20 protein-coding genes and 1 pseudogene are annotated in these 22,625 nt (G+C 42.6%); 14 read left to right on the top strand and 7 right to left on the bottom strand.

The window, feature by feature from the left end; translation table 11 throughout:
* The first annotated feature begins 72 nt into the window (after positions 1-72).
* Positions 73-1,323, top strand: coding sequence for a threonine ammonia-lyase IlvA (gene ilvA, locus AC4HAN_RS08310; RefSeq protein ID WP_491092107.1), 1,251 nt, complete (start codon positions 73-75; stop codon positions 1,321-1,323).
* A gap of 62 nt (positions 1,324-1,385) precedes the next feature.
* On the top strand, positions 1,386-2,273 hold the full coding sequence (locus AC4HAN_RS08305; RefSeq protein ID WP_491092106.1) for an SPFH domain-containing protein: 888 nt from the start codon (positions 1,386-1,388) through the stop codon (positions 2,271-2,273).
* A gap of 115 nt (positions 2,274-2,388) precedes the next feature.
* On the opposite strand, the gene AC4HAN_RS08300 is transcribed toward AC4HAN_RS08305, so the two are convergent.
* From AC4HAN_RS08300 to AC4HAN_RS08275, 6 genes are all read right to left on the bottom strand, one after another.
* Positions 2,389-3,027: a TetR/AcrR family transcriptional regulator gene (locus AC4HAN_RS08300; RefSeq protein WP_491092105.1), complete on the bottom strand. Its 639-nt coding sequence runs from the start codon at positions 3,025-3,027 to the stop codon at positions 2,389-2,391.
* 22 nt (positions 3,028-3,049) lie between these two features.
* Entirely contained in the window at positions 3,050-4,261 is a 1,212-nt protein-coding gene (locus tag AC4HAN_RS08295) for an ABC transporter permease (RefSeq protein ID WP_491092213.1), read from the bottom strand.
* On the bottom strand, positions 4,261-4,980 hold the full coding sequence (locus AC4HAN_RS08290; RefSeq protein ID WP_491092104.1) for an ABC transporter ATP-binding protein: 720 nt from the start codon (positions 4,978-4,980) through the stop codon (positions 4,261-4,263). Before AC4HAN_RS08290 ends, AC4HAN_RS08295 begins: the two co-directional genes overlap by 1 nt.
* Positions 4,981-5,210: 230 nt before the next feature.
* The gene (locus AC4HAN_RS08285; RefSeq protein ID WP_491092103.1) at positions 5,211-5,819 is read right to left on the bottom strand and encodes a VanZ family protein; all 609 of its coding nucleotides are present in this window, start codon (positions 5,817-5,819) and stop codon (positions 5,211-5,213) included.
* A 119-nt stretch (positions 5,820-5,938) separates the two neighbouring features.
* Entirely contained in the window at positions 5,939-6,679 is a 741-nt protein-coding gene (locus AC4HAN_RS08280) for an amino acid ABC transporter ATP-binding protein (RefSeq protein ID WP_491092102.1), read from the bottom strand.
* A complete protein-coding gene (locus AC4HAN_RS08275) occupies positions 6,679-8,232 on the bottom strand; it encodes an ABC transporter substrate-binding protein/permease (protein ID WP_491092101.1) in 1,554 nt (517 codons plus the stop codon). The genes AC4HAN_RS08280 and AC4HAN_RS08275 overlap by 1 nt, the downstream gene beginning before the upstream one ends.
* Before the next feature lie 312 nt (positions 8,233-8,544).
* On the opposite strand from AC4HAN_RS08275, the gene AC4HAN_RS08270 reads away from it, so the two are divergent.
* From AC4HAN_RS08270 to AC4HAN_RS08260, 3 genes and pseudogenes are all read left to right on the top strand, one after another.
* Positions 8,545-9,390, top strand: a complete 846-nt coding sequence (locus AC4HAN_RS08270) for an ABC transporter ATP-binding protein (RefSeq protein WP_491092212.1) — start codon at positions 8,545-8,547, stop codon at positions 9,388-9,390.
* The gene (locus tag AC4HAN_RS08265; protein WP_491092100.1) at positions 9,383-10,096 is read left to right on the top strand and encodes an ABC transporter permease; all 714 of its coding nucleotides are present in this window, start codon (positions 9,383-9,385) and stop codon (positions 10,094-10,096) included. The genes AC4HAN_RS08270 and AC4HAN_RS08265 overlap by 8 nt, the downstream gene beginning before the upstream one ends.
* 337 nt (positions 10,097-10,433) lie before the next feature.
* Positions 10,434-10,674: pseudogene (locus AC4HAN_RS08260) on the top strand (hypothetical protein).
* A 433-nt stretch (positions 10,675-11,107) separates the two neighbouring features.
* Here the strand turns inward: AC4HAN_RS08260 and AC4HAN_RS08255 are convergent.
* Positions 11,108-12,010 carry a helix-turn-helix domain-containing protein gene (locus AC4HAN_RS08255; protein WP_491092099.1) on the bottom strand — a complete coding sequence of 301 codons (903 nt, stop codon included), beginning with the start codon at positions 12,008-12,010 and terminating at the stop codon, positions 11,108-11,110.
* A 178-nt stretch (positions 12,011-12,188) separates the two neighbouring features.
* Here AC4HAN_RS08255 and AC4HAN_RS08250 point away from each other — a divergent pair, with 178 nt between their 5' ends.
* The 9 genes from AC4HAN_RS08250 to sufB all read left to right on the top strand — a co-directional run bounded on the left by AC4HAN_RS08250 (position 12,189) and on the right by sufB (position 22,199).
* Positions 12,189-14,084: a DUF2207 domain-containing protein gene (locus AC4HAN_RS08250; RefSeq protein ID WP_491092098.1), complete on the top strand. Its 1,896-nt coding sequence runs from the start codon at positions 12,189-12,191 to the stop codon at positions 14,082-14,084.
* Positions 14,085-14,133: 49 nt separating this feature from the next.
* On the top strand, positions 14,134-14,979 hold the full coding sequence (locus AC4HAN_RS08245; RefSeq protein WP_491092097.1) for an undecaprenyl-diphosphate phosphatase: 846 nt from the start codon (positions 14,134-14,136) through the stop codon (positions 14,977-14,979).
* 91 nt (positions 14,980-15,070) lie between these two features.
* Positions 15,071-15,799, top strand: a complete 729-nt coding sequence (gene mecA / locus AC4HAN_RS08240; protein WP_491092096.1) for an adaptor protein MecA — start codon at positions 15,071-15,073, stop codon at positions 15,797-15,799.
* A gap of 5 nt (positions 15,800-15,804) precedes the next feature.
* Positions 15,805-16,962 (top strand): glycosyltransferase family 4 protein, encoded by a 1,158-nt coding sequence (locus AC4HAN_RS08235; protein ID WP_491092095.1) that lies wholly within the window; start codon positions 15,805-15,807, stop codon positions 16,960-16,962.
* 74 nt (positions 16,963-17,036) lie between these two features.
* Positions 17,037-17,807 (top strand): Fe-S cluster assembly ATPase SufC, encoded by a 771-nt coding sequence (gene sufC / locus AC4HAN_RS08230; protein WP_491092094.1) that lies wholly within the window; start codon positions 17,037-17,039, stop codon positions 17,805-17,807.
* A 36-nt stretch (positions 17,808-17,843) separates the two neighbouring features.
* Complete coding sequence (gene sufD / locus AC4HAN_RS08225) at positions 17,844-19,106, top strand: Fe-S cluster assembly protein SufD (RefSeq protein WP_491092093.1); 1,263 nt, start codon at positions 17,844-17,846, stop codon at positions 19,104-19,106.
* Between the two features lies 1 nt (position 19,107).
* The gene (locus tag AC4HAN_RS08220; protein WP_491092211.1) at positions 19,108-20,349 is read left to right on the top strand and encodes a cysteine desulfurase; all 1,242 of its coding nucleotides are present in this window, start codon (positions 19,108-19,110) and stop codon (positions 20,347-20,349) included.
* Complete coding sequence (gene sufU, locus AC4HAN_RS08215; protein ID WP_491092092.1) at positions 20,327-20,770, top strand: Fe-S cluster assembly sulfur transfer protein SufU; 444 nt, start codon at positions 20,327-20,329, stop codon at positions 20,768-20,770. The genes AC4HAN_RS08220 and sufU overlap by 23 nt, the downstream gene beginning before the upstream one ends.
* 13 nt (positions 20,771-20,783) lie before the next feature.
* Positions 20,784-22,199: a Fe-S cluster assembly protein SufB gene (sufB, locus tag AC4HAN_RS08210; RefSeq protein ID WP_491092091.1), complete on the top strand. Its 1,416-nt coding sequence runs from the start codon at positions 20,784-20,786 to the stop codon at positions 22,197-22,199.
* The last annotated feature ends 426 nt before the right edge of the window (positions 22,200-22,625 follow it).

The following is a 22,625-nucleotide window of genomic DNA, read 5'->3' as shown; positions in this document are numbered from 1 at the left end:
AGCTCTGTCTATCATTTTATAACTTTTTTTGTTATAATGAATAGACTGAATATTTTGAAAAAGAGGAGAATTATGATTTCAGCTAGAGATGTGGTTGCAGCCAACGAAGTGTTAAAAGATGTCGTTGTCCGTACACCGCTTGAATTTGACCGTTATTTATCTGAAAAATACCAAGCGACTGTTTATTTAAAACGTGAAAATATGCAAAAAGTGCGTTCGTTTAAACTGCGCGGGGCCTACTATGCCATTTCACAGCTGTCTGCTGAGGATAAGGCGAGCGGTGTTGTCTGTGCTTCTGCCGGCAATCACGCGCAAGGGGTTGCTTATACTTGCAATGAGATGAAAATTCCTGCAACTATTTTCATGCCCGTAACCACTCCTCACCAAAAGATCAACCAGGTGAAATTTTTTGGCGGCTCCTTTGTTGATATCAAACTGGTAGGAGATACCTTTGATGCCTCAGCCCAGGCTGCTCAGGATTATACCAAGGCTGAAGGGATGACTTTCATTGATCCGTTTGATGATGAAAACGTTCAGGCTGGGCAAGGAACAGTTGCCTATGAAATCTACGAACAAGCTCAGGAAGACGGTCTGAGTTTTGATGCCATTTTGGTACCGGTTGGCGGCGGCGGTTTGATTTCAGGAATTGCTGCTTATATCAAAGATGTTGCACCTGAAATCGAAGTGGTCGGTGTTGAAGCCATGGGGGCGCGCAGCATGCGAGCAGCTTTTGACAAGGGCCATCCGGTTAAACTGGAACATATTGACAAATTTGCCGATGGCATTGCAGTGCAAAAAGTGGGCCGTTCAACCTATGAGGCGGCCAGAAAATATGTTGACAGATTAATTGGTGTTGATGAAGGCCTGATTTCTGAAACCTTGATTGATATGTATTCTAAACAAGGGATCATTGCAGAGCCTGCAGGTGCAGCATCCATTGCAGCGCTGGAAGTCATGAAAGAAGATATCAAGGGGAAAACAGTCGTCTGTGTGATTTCCGGCGGCAATAATGACATCAACCGCATGCAGGAAATGGAAGAGCGTGCCTTGATTTATGACGGTGTTAAGCATTATTTCGTTGTTAATTTTCCGCAGCGCCCAGGAGCTCTGCGTGAATTTGTTAATAACATTTTAGGACCTGATGATGACATCACACGTTTTGAGTACATCAAACGCGCCAATAAAGGAACAGGCCCGGTTCTTATCGGCATTACTCTGGCTGATAAGAATGACTATCAAGCCCTGATCGACCGCCTGAGTGCTTTTGACCCAAGCTATATCAACCTTCACGGAAATGAAAGCCTGTATAATATGCTGGTCTAGTTTTCCTTGTCAAGGAGCAAGGAATAGTTTATAATAGGTGAAACACAAATAAGGAGATTATTATGGGAATTTTTATCTTTCTTTGCATTGTATTGTTATTTTGCATTATTTTAATTGCCAGCGGTCTGTATGTTGTTCGTCAGCAGACAGTTGCCATTATTGAACGCTTTGGCCGTTACCAAGTCACAGCGAGCAGCGGGATTCATATTCGTTTGCCTTTTGGTATTGACAAGATTGCTGCGCGCATTCAGCTGCGTTTACTGCAGTCTGAGATTATCGTTGAAACCAAAACCAAGGACAATGTCTTTGTAACCCTTAATGTTGCAACGCAGTACCGTGTCAATGAACAAAACGTGACGGATGCTTACTATAAACTGATGCGCCCGGAGGCGCAGATTAAATCTTATATTGAAGATGCTCTGCGTTCATCTGTTCCCAAGCTGACTTTGGATGAACTGTTCGAGAAAAAAGATGAAATTGCCCTTGAAGTTCAGCATCAAGTGGCAGAAGAGATGTCAACTTATGGATATATTATCGTTAAGACCTTGATTACCAAGGTTGAACCGGATGCTGAAGTTAAGCAGTCAATGAATGAAATCAATGCTGCTCAGCGTAAACGTGTGGCAGCTCAGGAATTAGCAGAAGCTGATAAGATTAAGATCGTTACGGCAGCCTCTGCGGAAGCAGAAAAAGACCGTTTACATGGTGTCGGTATTGCCCAACAGCGTAAGGCAATTGTTGATGGTTTGGCTGAGTCTATCGCTGAGCTTAAACAAGCTAACGTTGGAATGACTGAAGAACAAATCATGTCTATTCTCTTGACCAACCAATATCTTGATACTTTGAATCAATTTGCTGCAGGCGGCAATCAAACCCTCTTTTTGCCTAATAATCCGGAGGGTGTCGAAGATATGCGGACGCAGATTTTATCAGCTTTAAAAGCACAGTAATGTAAAAAGAGAGTTTTCCGCTTCAGATTTCCCAGAGGGTTTGAGTGGATTGACTCTCTTTTTGTTTATAGAAAAAGGAAATAGGGAGCTGTTCAGTCTGCTTTCTTAAAGGCATTTAGTTTTTTGTCAGGGTCAAGAGTGTCAGGATTTGTTTTTCGATGAGAGCCAGATCTTCTTGCTCGTCTGAGCTGGGGATGCCAAAAATAAAACGCTGAGCAAAGTAAGCAAAGAGCAGACCGATATTAATCCGGACAGCCTCCAAGGCACTGAGATTGCTGATCTGAGGATTGTTTTCTATTAAAATCTGCCAATAGTCCCTAAAATCTGCAGCTATCGCTGTTTCAATAGTTGTCAGCAGTGTTTGCCGCAATTCGGTATTGACCAGACATTCCTGAATGAGAATTTTAATCAGCTCTGCATTTTGTGCTAAAAACTGAAAACGATCCTGAACGATAAAGTGGACAGCTGCTTGCAATTCGGTATGGGTCTCTAGTTGCGGAAGAAAGGCCTTTTTTAACTCAGGAATCATGGGCTGCATGATTTCTGCCAGCAGATCGCTTTTGGTTTTAAAATATTTGAAAATAGTTGCCTGACTGACGCCGGCCTTATCAGCAATTTGCGCGGTAGAAGTACCGTTGTAGCCTCGTTGAGAGAAAAGCTCGATAGCAGCAGCCATGGTTTTCTTTTTTCCTGCCGGCATTTGATGGTGTTCCAGCCAGTCACGGTAGCTGCCCAAAATGTTATTTTTATCCATAATTACCTCATTCTTATCTTCATTATACCTTGCGGTAGCGTTTAAGTCCAATAATGTTAAGACTTGTCAAACTGAAAAGAAAAAGAAAGAGGATCGATACATCGCTTTGAAGATTTAATAGACTGCTGCCGTTCAGGATAATTTTGGACAGAGCATGTCCGGCATAATACAGAGGCAGGATTTTCCCCAAAGACTGCACCCAGTCTGCCATAGAGTCCAGAGGAATGATGCCTGAAAAGAAAATTTGCGGAACGACAATAATAGGAATAAACTGCATCATTTGAAATTCTGATTGAGCTAAGGTAGACAGCAAAAGGCCAAAGGCTAAAGCAACAAGAGCAAAAAGAATGTTAATCAGGATTACATGGCTAATACTGCCGACTACCTGAAGATCTAAAAGCCAGATGGTTGAAAAAACAATGACTGTTGTTTGAAGAGCAGCGATAAGTCCGTAAGACAGCATGTAGCCAAAGACAATATCGGAGCGTTTGACTGGTGTCGCTAAGAGCCGATCCAGTGTCCCTGCTGTACGCTCTTTAAGAAGAGCCATGCCTGAGATAAGAAAAACAAAGAAGAAGACGAAAAATCCCATAAGAATCGGTATCATCTTGGTAAAGAAAGTTGTATCTTTGTTTCCGTAATTATAGCTTTCAGACAGGTCAAACGCGCTTTGTTTGCTATCAATTTCGGTTTGCTTATCGTCAGTATTATTGGCAGCTGATGCCTGTGTGCGGTCATTATTTTCAGACTGCTGGGGATTAGCTTGTTCTTGTGCGGATTGTGCCTGCGCTTTCTTAGCAGCTTTGGAACTTGCTTGCCGGGCTTTTTTGAGGTTTTGAACCAGTTCTTGAACTTGAGTCTGTTTCAGAGTGTTTTTGATGGCTTGGCGAGCCAGATTGGTTTTGCTGGAATCCGTATTTGCATAGGTAATGTCATAGTGCTTCTTATCTTTATAAACAAGAACAGCGTCAGCTTTTTCACCGTTTAAGGCCTTGATGGCACTGCTTTTATTATCGTAATTTTTAAGGCTGATATGGTCGAGTTTATCCAGTGAATCATAAACGGTCTGCGGAAGATCAACTGCAGCAAATGCCACCTTGGTTTCAGTACTGGCAGAAAAAGCAGCGTTCATCAGCCACATGATGAAAACAGGTGCTAAAAACAAAAGTAGCAGCGAACGTTTATCGCGCAGCAGTTCCGTCAAAACCTTTTTTGAAATAGCTAAAATTCTCATCATAATTCTCCTTCTGCTTTTAAGAAAACCTCTTCAATAGAATGAACACCATAAGCTGATTTTAGGTTTTCCGGGCTGTCAAAAGCTATCATTTTGCCATCCAGCAGCAGGGCAACCTTATCTGTCAGTTCGGCCTCATCCATGACATGGGTTGTCAGTAAGATGCCGACACCGTCTTTTTTTAACTGGTGCAGTTCCTGCCAGACCTTGCGGCGCAGTGCGGGGTCAATTCCGACAGTCGGTTCGTCCAGAATCAAAAGACGGGGCTTGCCCAGCAAGGCAATAGCTAGGGACAGACGGCGCTTCATACCGCCTGAATAGCCTGAAACAGCCTTGGTTAGATGCTCAGATAAGTTGACAATTTGACAGGCATACTCAATAGCTTCCGGAATCTCACGTTTAGGGAGTCCTTTCATTTGGGCGAAAAATTTCAGATTTTCTAAGCCGGAAAGTGAATCATAAAGGGCGTCGGACTGAGCCATATAGCCGATTTCTCCAAGAACATGGCGGTCGGGCATATGGCGGCTGAGAACAAGAGCGTCTCCGCTGTCTGCTTTCTCCATGCCCAGCATGGTTTTTATCATGGTTGATTTCCCTGCTCCGGACGGACCGATCAAGCCGACAATTTCACCTGAGTTTAATTCAAAACTGACTTTATTGAGAACAACTTGCTTGCCAAAGTTTTTTCTCAAAGCCTGCAAATTCAGTAGTTTTTCCATAATATAGCCTCCAACAGCAGGTTGGTGAGTAATCACTAACTTTTATGACAACTATTATAGTGAGTGTTTACTCACTTGTCAAGAAAAAGATTGTTTTTTATAAAATTTACGGCAAACAAAAAAGGAACAAGCGAGACAATCAGCCAGCGGCAGTGATTATCTCGCCTGTTCCTGTATCGTAATCGGTCCGCCATTTAAAGCCTGTAAAGAGTTTGTTCAGGCTTATTGTGTTATGGCTGGTGAGTTTGGCGGACCATATGTCTTTCAATCCAGCTGGGCAGGCGGCTGATATGGAGCATATTGCCAATAAGCAGACTGATAAAGTTTAAGCTGATGTCACCTAAATCCAAAACACCGAGATGAAAGACATACTGGCAGCTTTCTAAAAGAATCAGCCCCAGCAAGGACAGACTGACATTGGCTTTTGACGGTGGGTACAAAAATCCTATAGGAATAAACATCAGTAAGTTCATTACCGGAACGAATCTGCTGCCGTTTGCCATGTCATGGATAAACGAGAAGGGATTGAGGATCAGTCCTTGGTGGCCGATATTTTTCAAGAGGATAACATAAACAAGCAGGAGGCTGTAAATGAAGTAGGAAATGACGATGCTGGTGTTTTTAATTTGCTGGGTGCAGCAGAATTTGAACAAAACAAAAGTAAAGTAAGACAGTATAAGAGTGATGATAAGATTTAAAAATAAGGCAAAGTCCATACCGTAATTTGAAATATAGTGAGCATAAACTCTTAAAAAGCTATCATAAAACCATTTTGCAGCTATAAAAGAGGTAAAAAAGAGCAGGACGTTAGCAGCAGAATTATTTTGTTTAATTACCATAGTTTTGTCCTCCTTTGCGTTTTGATCAAGTATAGCGGAGAAAACTTATAATTTCTTTAAGGCAAAAAATAAAAAAAAAACAAGCAGCCGCCTCATGGAGCTGCTTGTTTGACTTAACTTTAGTTCAAAAAACGCTGTAAGAAAATCTTAGTTCTTTCTTCCTTAGGGTTTTCAAAGATTTGCTGAGGAGTGCCGCTTTCGGCAATAACTCCTTGGTCCATAAAGATCACGCGGTCTGATACGTCGCGGGCAAAATCCATTTCATGGGTGACAATCAGCATGGTAAGGCCTGACTGAGCCAAATCTTTAATGGTTTTTAGGACCTCTCCGACCATTTCAGGGTCAAGAGCAGAGGTCGGCTCATCAAAAAGAATGGCTTCAGGGTTGACAGATAAGGCACGGGCAATAGCGACACGCTGTTTTTGACCGCCGGAGAGCTGACTGGGTTTTGCTTTCCAGTACTGCTCAGTCATTCCGACCTTGTTGAGGTTTTCTTTAGCGATTTTTTCAGCCTCGGCATGCGGGCGTTTAAGCACAGTGGTCTGAGCAACAATGGCATTGTCTAAAACATTGAGATTATTGAACAGATTAAAAGACTGAAATACCATGCCCAGATTTTCACGGTATTTTGTCAGGTCATAACCTTTTTCAAGCACGTTTTGACCGCGGTAGAGAATTTCACCGCCGCTGGGTTCTTCCAGCAGGTTGATCGAGCGCAGCAGGGTGGATTTGCCCGAACCCGAGGAGCCGATGATTGAGATAACCTCTCCCTTGTTGACAGTCAGAGAAATATCCTTGAGGACCTCGTTTTTACCGAAGGATTTTTTTAAATGGTTGATTTCTAAAATAGTATCGGTCATCAGTGCGCCTCTCCTTCAATTTGGGTGTAATTATCCTGGTCCATCTTTCTTTCAATCAAGCGAAGAATCCGCGTCACAGTGAAGGTTAAAATGAAATAAATGACAGCGATAATAAAGAATGTTTGGAAATATTGATAGGTCTGTGTGGCTACGGTGTTTCCGGAGAAATAGAGTTCCACAACGGAGATCACATTCAGTACGGATGTATCCTTGATATTGATAACGAATTCATTGCCGGTAGCCGGCAGGATGTTGCGGATGACCTGAGGCAGAACAATTTTTCTCATGGTCTGTCCGTGGGTGAAACCAAGGGCTGTCGCAGCTTCGAACTGTCCCTTATCAACGGCAAAGATACCGCCGCGGACGATTTCACTCATGTAGGCTCCGGTATTGATGGAAACGATAAAAATCGCGGCCAGCGTACGGTCAAGAGAAACACCAAAAGCTTGGGCAGTACCGTAATAAATAACCATGGCCTGTACAATCATTGGCGTTCCGCGGAAGACTTCAATATAGACATTGAGCAGCCAGCCGAAAAGTTTTTGCAGCCAAGCCAAAATAAGATTAGAAGCCTTTGGTGCTGTGCGGTAAACACCGATTAAGAGCCCGATAAGGAGCCCTGCAACCGTACCGATGATTGAAATCAGCAGGGTGACGCCGGTTCCGCGCAGCAAAGCCTTCCAGTTATTTTTGAGAATCTTGCTGACTTGGTTGAAAAAGCTGGTTTTGGTTTTGCCTTGGCTATTGTCATCGTGGCTGGGCTGCAGCGGAATAATATTATCCATCAAAGCAATCTGTTCTTTTAAAGGAAATTGGGCGAGGGCAGCATTGACCTGACTCAAGCGCGGATCGCCTTTGCGCATACCGACAGCGATGGCAACGTCAGATTCACTGACCTTAAAGCCCTTCTTCAAAGAGACCATCTTAAAGTCTTTATTGGCCTTGATGGATGAGGTGGCTTCAGGACGTTCGGAAACATAAGCATCAATAACATTGGAAGCTAGAGCCTGTCTCATCTGAGAAAAGTCTCCCATAGCTGTTTCCTGCGAAACGTCAGGAATCTGGCTGATCAGATTGTAAAGGTAAATGCCTTGCTGGGAGGTTACCTTGGCACCTGAAAAGTCATCAAGGCTCTCAGCTTTAGCATATTTTCCGTCTTTGCGAACCACAAGAACGGGCTCGCTGGTATAATAGCTGTCAGAAAAGGCAATTTGCTTTTTGCGTTCTTCTGTCGGGCTCATGCCGGCGATAATCATATCAATTTTACCGGATGTCAGGGCCGGCACAAGTCCCTCCCATTTTGTTTTAACAATTAACGGCTTTTTGCCTAAAGCCTTGGCAATTTTTTTAGCTGTCTGCACATCATAACCGTTGGCATACTGCTTTGTGCCTTCAATTGAAACAGCGCCGTTGCGGCTGGTGTCCTGGGTCCAGTTGAAAGGAGCATAAGCAGCCTCCATCCCAACGCGTAAGTACTCATCTGCCTGAACTCTTGTCATGCCAGCAAACAGCATAAAAAGAGCAGCAAGACAGCTTAAAAATGTCTTTTTCATTAGAAGACTCCTGTATAAAATTTTTCCTCTATCATTTTACAGGAAAAAGAGCTGCATTTCAATATAAGTATCGAAATATAGGGTATATTCCAAACAAAAAGTACCAATAATTTTTGACATCGGATTAAAGTTTTATAATGTTGCTGTGAAAAGCGACACAGTGAGTCTCAAGTGATATTGATTTGACAGAATTTCTCGGTGCTTTATCAAGCAATTGTTATAACGGCATCAATGTCAGGTGACATTAATGTCGTTTTCTTTTTGTTTTTTATCCTTTATAATAACGCCATACTGTTTAAGAAAGGAAAACGTATGAATACCCCAGTTATTGTTGCCCAAAGTATTAGAAAATCTTTTAATAAGACTCTTGCACTTGATGCAATTAGTTTTTCGATTGAAAAGGGCCAGATTTTTGGATTTCTTGGTCCTTCGGGATCAGGAAAAACGACAACTATCAATATTTTAACCGGACAGCTGACACCAGACAGCGGAAGGTCCTCTATTTTAGGACAGGATTCGCATAAATTAACGGAGCAAGAATTAAAGGGAATTGGCTTAGTCAGCGATACCAGTGGTTTTTATGAAAAGATGTCTCTTTATAATAACCTGCTTTTCTATGCTAAATATTATGGAATAGCTAAAGCCGCTGTTGATGCTCTCCTTCGGCGGGTAGGACTCTATAACAGTCGCAAGACAGTGGCCGAAAAACTCTCGACAGGCATGAAACAGCGAATGCTTCTGGCTCGTGCACTCATTAATAAACCTCGGGTTTTATTTCTTGATGAGCCAACCTCAGGCCTTGACCCAGCCACTTCTCATACTATTCATGAGTTGATTTTAGAACTGAAAAAATCTGGGACAGCCATCTTTTTGACCACCCACGATATGAACGAAGCGACCTTGCTTTGCGATAAGCTGGCCTTACTTAATGACGGTCGGCTGGTTGAACAGGGCAGTCCAAAAGATTTAATCCAAAAATATAATCAGGACAAACAGGTAAAGCTGAGCTATCAGAACGACTCGGAAAGAACTGTGGATTTTGCTGAACTGGCGCAAGTAATGGCTAGTGATGGTGAAAAAATAATTGCTATTCACTCCTGCGAACCTACATTAGAAGACATTTTTATTCAATTAACAGGAGGGAAACTTAATGTCTAGACAATTTACGGCTCTTCTTTGGCTGCGCTGTCAGATTATCCTATCTAATAAGAGCGTTCTCTTGCAAGTACTTATGCCTGCGGCCTTGATTTATCTTTACCGTTTCATGATAGACAGTCAATCTGGTCCAAAAGACCAAATAGCTCTTGCTTATCTCATGATCTGTATTCCTTTTGCCATTGTCTTGGCTGTGGGCAGTCCGATCTTGACTATTTTGGCAGAGGAAAAAGAAAAGAACAATCTAAAAACGCTGTTGCTAAGTGGTGTTGGCACTAATAAATACCTCTTATCAACATTGGTTGTTCCAATAGTTTTATCAGCAATCTACCTGATAATTGCTCCGCTTATTTTGGCTGTGCCGATTGATAATTTACCAAACTATTGTATTATTGGCAGCGCTACAGCTTTAGCAATCGTACTTCTCTATTTATTGCTGGGTTTACTTGTGAAATCACAGGTTATGGCACAGGTTGTTACGGTTCCAACGCTCTTAATTTCAGCTTTCTTACCGATGCTCTCCAGCATGGATAAGACGGTTGCCAAGGTAACAGACTACAGCTTTATGGGCCTTTTTACTAAATTTTTCACCCAATGGGAAGATTTTTCCTGGCATCGTGCCATCTTACAAACATCAAGTTTGATTGTCTGGATTATGGTACTTTTAGTATTAATTGTTCTAGCAGCCAGACAGCAAAAGAAAAATTAGAGAGTAAGCCATTGAAAGGAGGTAAGATTGTGCAAAAAGAAAATGATACAGAATTACAGATTTTTGAAGAAGTTACTGTAGAGGAATTAAACACTAACTTTGGGAAATTAAGTTGGAAAGCATTGCTGCAACCGGTTGTTCTATAAGCTGGTGAAATGCTCAATATGATTTTGAAAGGGGGTGGAATGGAAGAAAAAGTTTCTCAATAGATACAATTTGAGGAAATTAATTCAGAAGAATTAAATGGTTGGGGATCTTATGCTTTAGGCGTGGCAGTAGGCGCAGGAGGAAGTTTAGCCGTTGCTATTGCTATAACTTAATATAGAGAGGAGTTCCTGTGAAAATATTACTTTCAAGAAAGCTATTCTATTTTGAAGTTTTCATAACATTAATATTAGTATTTTTAGGTTCAAGTTTTTTAAAGAATCATGAGGTGCTAACGAATTTTCAAATTTTATTAGTTAGTATGTTGTCGATTCTTGCTATTTTTACAGCAGGAGTTGCAGTTGCAAATTTAAAAACAAATCAAAAAATTAAAAAGAAGGAGAAAAAATGATGGAAAAAGAGTTGCTATTTGAAGAGGTCACAGTTGAAGAATTGAATGGAGTTAATCTTAATGACTTTAATAGTGGGGTTCTGGCAGGAGCGGGACTTGCCGCTGTTCTGACATAGGCAGATATAATTCTTTAAGATGGAGACAAACTTCCTTGTGGAGGCTTGTTTTTTGTTTATTTATTTGAATAGGTTACAGTAAAAAGTGTTCTGCCCTGATCTAATAAATCAAAAAAACCCTGTAATATCCTTAGCAGATGAATATACCCACTATAGATATCATAGAGATATTTACTATCATTAATAACTTATTGGAAATTGCCTAACTAGGGAAAATGTTTCCTAATAGGTGTTCATTATTAACGCACGGCCATTACTAACATAACAAGGGTCGTTAAAACTTCCAATACTTTTTTCAAGTTCATTTGTTATGATTAGAAAGTCTAATGACATCTCTTACTAGTCTATCCCATCACTTGCCATCTCCATCTTAACATCTGCAATGATAATAGAGTCACCTAAGATTTCTCCCATCATCAAAGCTTGTTGGTAGAGTTTTTTGGCTTTTTTCTTGTCCTTAACGACCTTGATATAGTACTTGGCTTCAAGCTCTAAAAGGGCTGGTTTATAAGTGGGAAGCTGAGCCTTATCAATAATTCGCTGAGCCTTCTTCAGTAAGGGAAGAAGATCCTGATAATCATCATGAAGGACATAAACGCCAGTTGCCTCCATAACAGCAATCAAAAATTTAATATTATAAAGTTCATCTGCTGCCAACTCTTGCTTGAGCAATTTTTGCTCAAGCAGTTTGAAAGTTGTCCGATCATAATCTGCTGTTTTGCCGCACTTCTGTAAAAAATAGCTCATATAAAGATAATCATTAAGAGTAAACGTCTCTTTATTAAGTACTTGCTCAAAGGCATCGTCGTAAATCTCCTCGATGTTAGGAATATCTTTCTCGTGGGAACTCTCTAGGATATTTTCTGAAAGATCCAAAAAGAGCAGCTCATCTTCAGGCAGGATATCAAAGTACTTGTCATAAATCTCCTCAATCAATTCCTCCTTTTGCCGGAGTCTTTCTTTATCTCCGTAAGTGGGAAACTTAATAATCTGCCCCTTTAGCTTCCAATAATCATCTGGCAGCTGGATATCGCTGCCTTCCAGTAGATCAGCTATTTTAATTCCTAAGCGATCAGCAATGAACTCTAATTTTTCTAGAGTTGGCAAAGACTGCCCGCCCTCAATCCGCTGAAGCTGTCGAATGGTCAGCTTTGTTTCGTCTCCGCACAAAAGGCTTTGTGTCAGTTGCTGTTGATTTCTTTCGTCTTTAATCCGCCGTCCTAAGTCTTCTTTTATTGCCATGGTGGTCTCCCTAGTCTTTTTGTATGTTCATTATACCGTTCTCCCCTATATTGTGCAATATCATGAAAGGGACAATTTGATGACGATTTAAAGATCACTGGTTTATGAATATCAACAAAGTTTATCTTTAAACAGTTTTTATGATAGAATAGGGAAAAGGATTTTTGGGAGAGAGCATATGAAAAAATTACTGCTACTTTTGACCATCTGCTGCAGTCTGATGATGTCAGGTCTGGCTGCGGCTGACGATGTTGATTACAGCATCCGTCTTTATAAGGGGGAGCTGACAATCAATAAGGATAACAGTGCTGATTTTCGGCAGGATATTGTCTATGACTTTGACTCCGACTATAGAGGCCAGTATGTTACTCTGGGAACGGCTGGGAAAGTTCCTAAGGGTTTTCAAATTGACAGACATCCGGATGTTGCTGCTTACAAAATAGACAAGAAAGGACAGCGCCACAAAAACTCAGTAAATGTACAAGTTGAACAGCTGTCTGAGGGCTATCGTGTAAAAGTCTATAACGGAGGACAGCGCGGCGACCGGATTGCCCTTTCTTTGAACTGGAAAATAGAACATTTAACGAGTGTTTATTCGGACATTGCTGAGCTCAATTGGTTTCCAATCAGTGACTGGGATGCTGCCTTGGATAAGGTAGTTCTGACTGTTAAAGGACCGGAAAGTTCCCTCAAAGGCAGCAGGCTCTATGCGCACACAGGTTATTTTAAAAGGCAGCCTAAGGTCAGCCGCAAAAACGGTACCTATAGGATAAACCTCAATCATTTAGGCGAAGGCAAACAAGTGGAACTGCATGCCTATTGGCCAAGTTCGGCGTTTTCGCTTGCAAATGCTGCGTCCGGTAAAAAATTAGAACAGTTTCAGGCTGTCGAAAGGGAAATTGCCCGCAAGCAGAAATTCTATCCTTTCCTTGTCGGTAAAATGTTGCCGCTTGCTGCAGCCGGCTTACTGCTGCTGTCTGTTATCGTTTATGTGATCTGGGTAGCGATGCTGGGACAGAAAAAAGTTTCCAGGAATACCCATCTCTTCAGTCCGCCGGCAGATTTGCCGCCCTTGCTCTTGGCACGCTATGCCTATGATTTAGAGATCAAGGAACTCGCTCCTGTTAAGGGGAGAAAACGCCGTTACGATCTGGACTTTAAGGAAGTGGTTCAGGCCGGTCTTTTGGATTTGATTGATCAAGGCAAACTTAAAATTTCCGATAATCACAAATTCTTTACCATCACTGATCAGCAGAAGCTGGAGCCTTATGAGCAGGCTTTTATCACCTTTGTTTACGGAGAAGGTGTCATGACGATTGAAGATGCTTTTGCTGATTACAAAATAGATAAAAGTATTCTCAAAAAGAGCAATGAAGCAGCGATTCGCCAGCGCGGCCAAAATATTCTTAATCTGTTTGAAGAGCGTGTTCAAAACTTAGATAATCGGATTACAGAAGCGGTTGCAGATTTAGGCCTGGAAACAATTCATCGCGAACGAACGGAAAAAGAGCAGTTTGTCCTGTCAGCAGTTTATTGGCTTGCCGGTCTTGCCTCATTGCTGTCCTTGATTGTAGCTATCTTTAGTTTGTTTAAGGGCTACTGGTTTGGCTTAGGAATCAATGCTTTCGTGTTGTCCTTATCGTTCATCTTTTTGATTGTTTATTATCGAAAAGATGACTATTACAAGGTCTCGGGTCTGCTGACTCAGGAAGGTCTTACAGTCAGACAGAGCTGGGATGCCTTTAAAAATATGATTCGCGATGTGAAGACATTTGATGATGTTGAGTTAGAAGGTGTTGTCGTTTGGAACCGAATTTTGGTTTACGCTACTTTATACGGCTATGCCGATCAGGTTCAGGACTATCTGAAACTTAAAGACATCAGATTGGAAAATCCGCAGATGATCAGCTATATGGATATCAACCCCGGCTATTATGTGGGGCTGTCGGCTGGTTATTTGTCAAGCTATACCTCAGTCGCCGGTCTTGCCTCCAACTTTTCAGTGTCGTCAGGAGGCTCAATAGGCGGCGGTTTCTCTGGCGGAGGCGGAGGTGGCGGGGGCGGAGCCTTTTAATCCGCAGCCTTTCACCGCCAATTGCTCAGACTAAATAAAAGGAGACGATATGTTATTAATTGAACTCATCAAAGCCATTATTTTCGGGATTGTAGAAGGCATCACGGAATGGCTGCCCATTTCCAGCACCGGACACTTGATTCTGGTAGAAGAATTTATTAAATTTAAGGATGCCAATGCTCCTTTTACCAACATGTTTAATGTGGTCATTCAGCTGGGAGCCATTTTGGCGGTTGTTGTTATTTATTTTGACAGGCTGAACCCTTTTAAAAAAGGGAAAACAGAGCGTGAAGTGCGGCTGACCTGGCAGCTTTGGCTCAAAGTCATTGTTGCTGCCTTGCCGGCCGCTGTTATTGGTCTGAAATTAAATGACTGGCTGGATGCGCATTTTCAAAACTTTTTCACCGTGGCTTTGATGCTGATTATTTACGGTGTAGCCTTTATCTATGTGGAAAAACGCCACGAAAATGTTGAACCAAGCATTACCCGCTTAGCAAACATGCCCTATAAAACAGCCATTTATATCGGGTTGTTTCAGGTTTTATCGCTCATTCCCGGCACCAGCCGTTCAGGAGCGACCATCTTGGGCGGGATTTTAGTAGGCACCAGCCGTGAAGTTGCGACAGAATTTACCTTTTTCCTAGGTATTCCGATTATGTTTGGTGCCAGTCTGTATAAGGTTTTAAAATTCATTCAGTCAGGTACCGTTTTAATGGGCAGCCAGCTCCTGATCCTGCTTGTCGCTATGGTGGTCGCGTTTGCAGTCAGCCTTTACGTTATTCGCTTCCTGACAGACTATGTTAAAAGCCATGACTTCACCTTCTTTGGGAAATACCGCATTGGTCTGGGGGCTCTCTTAATCATGTATGGTCTGATTACAGCCATTTTTGGTTAATCTGTCTGCTTTTGCTGTTTTTCTTCTCCAAAATTGAAAAAAGTAGGCTTTTCTTGTATAATGAAATAACTACTCGCATGAGGTAAAGATTATGGAAATGAAACAAATCAGCGAAACAACGCTAAAAATCACTATCAGTATGGAAGATTTGGAAGAAAGAGGCATGGAATTAAAAGACTTCTTGATTCCGCAGGAAAAAACAGAAGAATTTTTCTATACGGTTATGGATGAATTAGACCTGCCTGAGAATTTCAAAGACAGCGGCATGCTGAGCTTTCGTGTGACACCGAGAAATGATCGGATTGATGTTTTTGTGACAAAATCAGAAATCAATAAGAACCTCAATTTGGAGGATCTGTCTGACTTTGATGATATTTCAAAGATGTCTCCTGAGGATTTCTTCAAAACTTTGGAAGAAACCATGAGAGAAAAAGGAGACACAGCAGCTTTAGATAAACTGGCCGAAGCAGAAAGAAAAGAAGAAGAGGAAGCCCAAAAGCACCAAAAACAAAATGAGGGAAGCAGTCAGCCGGACTATATTCATTTTGTGCTTGATTTTCCAAGTTTGAGAGAAGCCGTTAACTTTGCTAAAACAGTTGATTATGATGTAGAAGCGTCGGAACTCTTTAAGGAAGTCGACGCCTATCACATGACGGTCCTTCTCAACCTTGAAGACAAGCCGGATTATTATGCCGATCTGATGTTTGCCAGAATGTTAGAACATGCTGACAAAGGAACCAAGACACGGGCCTATCTTTTAGAGCACGGCGTTCAGCTCATTATGTCAGATGCTCTGCAAGAACTGCAAATGATTGGATGATATAGATGATACCAATTACACTGAAATTTGTTCTTGTACTGATTGCGACACTGCTGATGTCCCTTATTTTGACGCCCTTAGTCAGATTTTTCTCTTTCAGAGTGGGTGCAGTGGACAATCCTAATGCCAGACGGATTAACAAGGTGCCCATGCCCAGTGCCGGTGGACTGGCTATTGTGATTTCTTTTACTGTCTCTGCGCTGGTGCTGATGCCCATGATTTTAAAAACGCAGATCTGGGGTCAGTCTTATTTTGAGTACATTCTGCCGGTTGTTATCGGAAGCTTGGTGGTCATGCTGACCGGCTTTCTTGATGATGTCTATGAACTGTCGCCCAAGGCAAAATTTCTGGGCATTCTGATTGGGGCTGTTATTATATGGAGTTTTACGGACTTTCGTTTTGACAGTTTTAAAATTCCTTTTGGCGGTCCGATGCTGCAGTTTAATCCCTTTTTAAGCTTCTTTCTGACTATTTTGTGGGTCGTAGCTATTACGAATGCAGTTAATTTGATTGACGGCTTAGACGGTTTGGTCAGCGGTGTTTCCATTATCAGCCTGACAACCATGGGGCTGGTTTCCTACTTTTTCCTGTATGATTCCGATATCTTTTTAACCTTTACCATTTTTGTTTTGATTTTTGCTATCGCCGGTTTTTTCCCTTATAATTATCACCCTGCCATCATTTATCTCGGGGATACCGGTGCTCTCTTTATTGGCTTTATGATTTCAGTTTTGTCGCTGCAAGGGTTAAAAAATGCGACTGCGGTTGCTGTGGTAACGCCGATTATTGTTTTGGGTGTCCCTATCGTTGACACAGCAGTTGCCATTATCAGACGGACTTTGTCGGGGAAAAAGTTTTATGAAGCTGATAATATGCACCTGCACCACAGGCTGCTGGCTATGGGATTTACCCATCGCGGAGCGGTTTTAGTCGTTTATGGTATTGCCATGTTCTTTTCCCTTGTGTCCCTGCTTTTAAATATCTCCAGCCGTCTGGGGGGGATTCTCCTTATGCTGGGGGTCGGCTTTGCTTTGGAAGTCTTCATCGAAGGTTTGGAGATTTGGGGGCCCAAGCGAACACCGCTGTTTAAACTTCTGGCCTTTATCGGCAACAGCGACTACCGGCAGGCAGTCGTTGCCAAACACCGCCAAAAGAAGAAATAATTTGTGAACGCGAGAAAAGTCCAATCGGACTTTTTTTGTTATAATGATTACTGATAAGATGAAAGGAGTGTACTATGTCTGTACTAGAGATAAAAGATCTTCATGTATCGATTGAAGATAAAGAAATTTTGAAGGGGGTCAATCTGACGCTTAAAACCGGAGAGATTGCAGCTGTTATGGGCCCCAATGGAACAGGGAAATCAACCCTTTCAGCAGCAATCATGGGCAACCCTGCTTTTGAAGTCACACAGGGAGAAGTGCTTTTAGACGGTGAAAATATCCTGGAGATGGAAGTTGATGAACGCGCTCGTTTAGGGCTTTTTCTTGCTATGCAGTACCCATCTGAAATTCCGGGAATTACCAATGCTGAGTTTATCCGTGCAGCTATGAACGCCGGCAGAGAAGATGATGACAAGGTTTCTGTCCGTGAGTTCATTACCAAATTAGATGAAAAAATGGAACTTCTCGGCATGAAAGAAGAAATGGCTGAACGTTACCTTAATGAAGGTTTCTCAGGCGGTGAGAAAAAGCGCAATGAAATCCTCCAGCTGCTGATGCTGGAGCCTAAGTTTGCCCTCCTTGATGAAATTGACTCTGGTCTTGACATTGATGCACTTAAGGTGGTTTCTAAAGGTGTCAATGCTATGCGCGGTGAAAACTTTGGTGCGATGATTATTACGCACTACCAGCGCCTGCTGAACTATATTACGCCGGATGTCGTACATGTGATGATGGACGGACGTGTTGTACTGTCAGGCGGGGCGGAGCTGGCAGCTCGTCTTGAAAAAGAAGGCTATGCCCAAATTGCTGAAGAACTTGGTCTTGAGTACAGCGAAGAAGTCTAATTTGTAACTTCTGACAAGAAAGAAAGGGAGTAACAAATGACAAAAGAATCTATTTTAAATTTTTCACAGTCAAAGGCAGAACCTCAATGGCTGCAAGAGAAGCGTTTGGCAGCCTTTGACAAAATTGCTGACCTGGATCTGCCGAAAATCGAACGCGTTAAATTTCAGCGCTGGAACCTCGGTGACGGAACAATTTCAGAAAGTCCTGTTTCTGCTAATGTTCCTGATTTTACTGCTGTGGGAGACAATCCTAAACTCGTTCAGGCTGGCACTCAGACCGTCTTAGAAAGTCTGCCTGCAGCGCTGGCTGAACAGGGTGTGGTTTTCACCGATTTTCATTCGGCCTTGGAGGAAATTCCGCAGATTGTTGAGAAGCATTTTGCTACAGCTCTCAAATTTGACGAGGATAAACTGGCAGCCTACCAGACAGCCTATTTTAACAGCGGGGCTGTTCTTTATGTGCCGGACAATGTCGAAGTGGATCTGCCCATTGAAGGTATTTTTCTGCAGGACAGCACAAGCGATGTTCCGTTTAATAAGCATATTTTAATTATTGCCGGACGCAATGCTAAGGTTAGTTACTTGGAGCGCTTTGAAACAATCGGAGACGGTGATGTTAAGACCAGTGCTAACATTGCTGTTGAAGTTTTGGCTCAGGCTGGCAGTCAGGTTAAATTCTCAGCTATTGACCGTTTGGGTGACAATCTGACAACTTATATCAGCCGCCGCGGACGTCTGGGCAATGATGCCAGCATTGACTGGGCTATAGGTGTTATGAATGAAGGCAATGTGATTGCCGATTTTGACAGTGATTTGATAGGAAACGGCAGTCATGCAGAGCTCAAAGTTGTCGCTGCCTCAAGCGGCCGTCAAATCCAAGGCATTGATACACGGGTAACCAACTATGGTAATAATTCTATCGGACATATCCTTCAGCACGGGGTTATCTTAGAGCGCGGCACACTCACCTTTAATGGTATCGGACACATTATCAAAGGTGCAAAAGGTGCAGATGCTCAGCAGGAAAGCCGTGTTCTCATGCTGTCTGATAAGGCCAGAAGTGATGCCAACCCTATTTTGCTGATTGATGAAAATGAGGTTACGGCAGGACATGCGGCTTCTATCGGACAAGTTGATCCAGAAGATATGTACTATCTGATGAGCCGCGGCATTGATAAGGAGACAGCTGAGCGTTTGGTTATTCGCGGCTTCCTTGGGACGGTTATTACCGAAATTCCGATTAAGGCTGTTCGCGATGAAATGATAGCTGTCTTGGATGAAAAATTGGACAAGAGATAAAATGGCTAAGTTAGATATTCAAAAAATCAGGCAGGATTTTCCGATTTTAGATCAGTATGTTAATGATGAACCGCTGGTTTATCTGGACAATGCTGCAACCACACAAAAGCCTGATCAGGTTTTGGCCTCTTTAAGGGACTATTACCATCAGGATAATGCCAATGTGCACCGCGGTGTTCATACTTTGGCAGAGCGGGCGACGCATGAATATGAGGCTGCGCGTGAGAAATTGCGTGCCTTTATTAAAGCTAAATCAACCAAGGAAGTCCTCTTTACAAGAGGAACGACTACCGGACTTAACTGGGTGGCTCGCTTTGCTGAGGAAGTGCTGCAGCCGGGAGATGAAGTAGTTATCTCAATTATGGAGCACCACTCCAATGTCATACCTTGGCAGCAAGCCTGCCGCAGAACCGGCGCTAAACTGGTCTATGTTTATTTAAAAGACGGTCAGCTGGATATGCTTGACCTTGAGAATAAAGTCAGTGATAAGACTAAATTTGTCAGTCTGGCTCACGTTTCAAATGTTCTGGGATGCATTAATCCGGTCAAAGAAGCAGCGGCGCTGGCCCATCGGCATGGAGCTTATATGGTTGTTGATGCCGCTCAGTCTGCTCCTCATATGAGTATTGACGTTCAGGATTTGGACTGTGATTTTCTGGCTTTTTCAGGCCATAAAATGCTGGGTCCGACAGGAATTGGCGTTCTCTACGGTAGAGAGGAGCTGCTCAATCAGATGAGCCCTGTCGAATTTGGCGGTGAGATGATTGATTTTGTCTGCGAGCAGGAAGCCAGTTGGAAGGAACTCCCTTGGAAGTTCGAAGCAGGCACGCCTAATATTGCCGGTGCTATTGCTTTAGGGACCGCGGTTGATTATTTGGAAAATTTAGGGATGAACAGTATTCATGCTTACGAACAGGAGCTAGTCCGCTATGTCCTGCCCAAACTGCAGGCTATTGAAGGCGTGACTATTTACGGTCCTCAGTCTGCTTCTAAGCGTTCAGGGGTCATTGCTTTCAATCTGTCCGGACTTCACCCCCATGATGTGGCAACGGCGCTTGATTATGAAGGAGTTGCCGTTCGTGCGGGGCACCACTGTGCCCAGCCTTTGATCAATCATCTGGGTATCTCTTCAGCAGCGCGGGCCAGCTTTTATATCTATAACACAAAAGAAGATTGCGATAAGTTAGTTGAAGCAATCATAAAAACAAAGGAGTTCTTTAATGGCACTCTCAAGATTAGATAGTCTTTATATGGCTGTTGTGGGAGATCATTCAAAAAATCCCCACCACCACGGTTTTTTAGAAGGAGCAGAGCAGGTCAATCTGAACAATCCGACTTGCGGCGATGTGATCAGCCTGTCTGTTAAATTTGACGGCGACCGAATTGCAGACATTGCTTTTGCAGGTGAAGGCTGCACCATTTCAACAGCATCATCCAGTATGATGACCGATGCTGTTATCGGAAAGACCAAAGAAGAAGCGCTTGAATTAGCCGATATTTTTTCTAAAATGGTTCAAGGGGAAAAAGACAAACGGCAAAAAGAATTAGGAGACGCAGAATTTCTTGCAGGTGTTTCCAAATTTCCTCAGCGGATCAAATGCTCAACCTTGGCATGGAATGCCTTGAAAAAAGCCATTGAAAGACAGGAAACAGCAGAAAAATAAGGAAAGGACATTTATGCCCGAAAACATACAAGTAAAACCAAAACCCATTGATTTAGGGGACTATCAATTTGGCTTTCATGATGACGTAGAGCCTATTGCGACCACTGGGAAAGGGCCGACTGAAAGAGCTGTCCGTGAGATGTCCCGAATTAAAGGCGAACCGGAATGGATGCTGGATTTTCGCCTGAAGTCTCTGGAAGTATTTAATAAAATGCCCATGCAGGAATGGGGTCCGGATTTATTGGGAATTGATTTTGATGATATTATTTATTACCAAAAACCAACCGATAAACCGGCCCGTTCTTGGGATGAGGTGCCCGAGAAGATCAAGGATACTTTTGAGAAAATCGGAATTCCTGAGGCAGAGCGTGCCTTTTTAGCCGGTGCTTCTGCCCAGTACGAATCAGAAGTTGTTTATCACAATATGAAAGATGAATATGATAAACTTGGCATTATCTTTACAGATACCGATTCAGCCCTTAAGGAATACCCGGAGCTCTTCAAGAAATATTTTGCCAAATTGGTGCCGCCGACCGACAATAAGCTGGCTGCACTGAATTCAGCTTTCTGGTCCGGCGGAACCTTTATCTATGTGCCCAAGGGTGTCAAGGTTGATATTCCCTTACAGACCTATTTCCGCATCAACAATGAAGGAACCGGTCAGTTTGAGCGCACCTTGATTATTGTGGATGAAGGTGCCAGCGTTCACTATGTTGAAGGCTGTACGGCACCGACCTACTCAACAGCCAGCCTTCATGCTGCCATTGTTGAAATTTTTGCCTTGGAAGGCAGCTATATGCGTTACTCAACTATTCAGAATTGGTCGGATAATGTTTATAATTTGGTTACTAAACGTGCCAAGGCGGCTAAAAATGCGACGGTTGAGTGGATTGACGGCAATCTCGGCGCTCATACAACCATGAAGTATCCGTCCGTTTATCTTGATGGTGAGGGTGCACGCGGGACCATGCTGTCCATTGCTTTTGCCAATCAGGGGCAGCATCAGGACACAGGGGCTAAAATGATTCACAACGCTCCGCACACCTCCTCGTCCATCGTCTCAAAATCCATTGCCAAGGGCGGCGGCAAGGTGGACTACCGCGGACAAGTGGCTTTTAATAAAGCTTCCAAGAAGTCTGTCAGCCATATCGAGTGTGACACCATCATCATGGATGATCTGTCAGCATCAGATACTATTCCCTTTAATGAAATTCACAATTCACAAGTTGCGCTGGAACATGAAGCCAAGGTTTCAAAAATTTCCGAAGAGCAGCTCTACTATCTGATGAGCCGCGGTCTTACAGAATCAGAAGCTACTGAGATGATTGTCATGGGCTTTGTTGAACCTTTTACCAAGGAACTTCCAATGGAATACGCTGTGGAGCTCAACCGTCTCATTTCTTATGAGATGGAAGGGTCTGTCGGCTAATAAAAAATTAAGCTTTAGAAACATTGTTGCGGCAATGTTTCTAAAGCTTTTTTTGTTTGCTTTCCTTTCGGCAAAAGCAAAGAGCGCTAAAAAGTAAGAAAGACCTGAAATGGCTGGCTGCAGCCAATAGATTCCTTAGTCATGCTGCTTTTGCGGTTATTCTTCTGCTGATAAAAGTCAAATCATAGGTTAAAACTATGAAAAATATAATAAATATCAATTTGAACAATGTATACGGTTACATTATAATTGATGTAATCAAAAAAATTGAAGCCGCCTGCGATTATTTGGAAAAAGACAAGTGTTTCCTTTGGATTGCTTAACGGCTCAGTATCTTATAAAAAGACAAACTATAAGAAAAGTCAATAGTTTTAGATGAATTTATATTTTGTTCCCATTATGAGTTTGAGAGTACACTAAAAAGCC

The sequence above is a fragment of the Streptococcus sp. ELY_86 genome (assembly GCF_058314495.1).
This window is presented reverse-complemented; position numbering and strand designations above follow the sequence as displayed.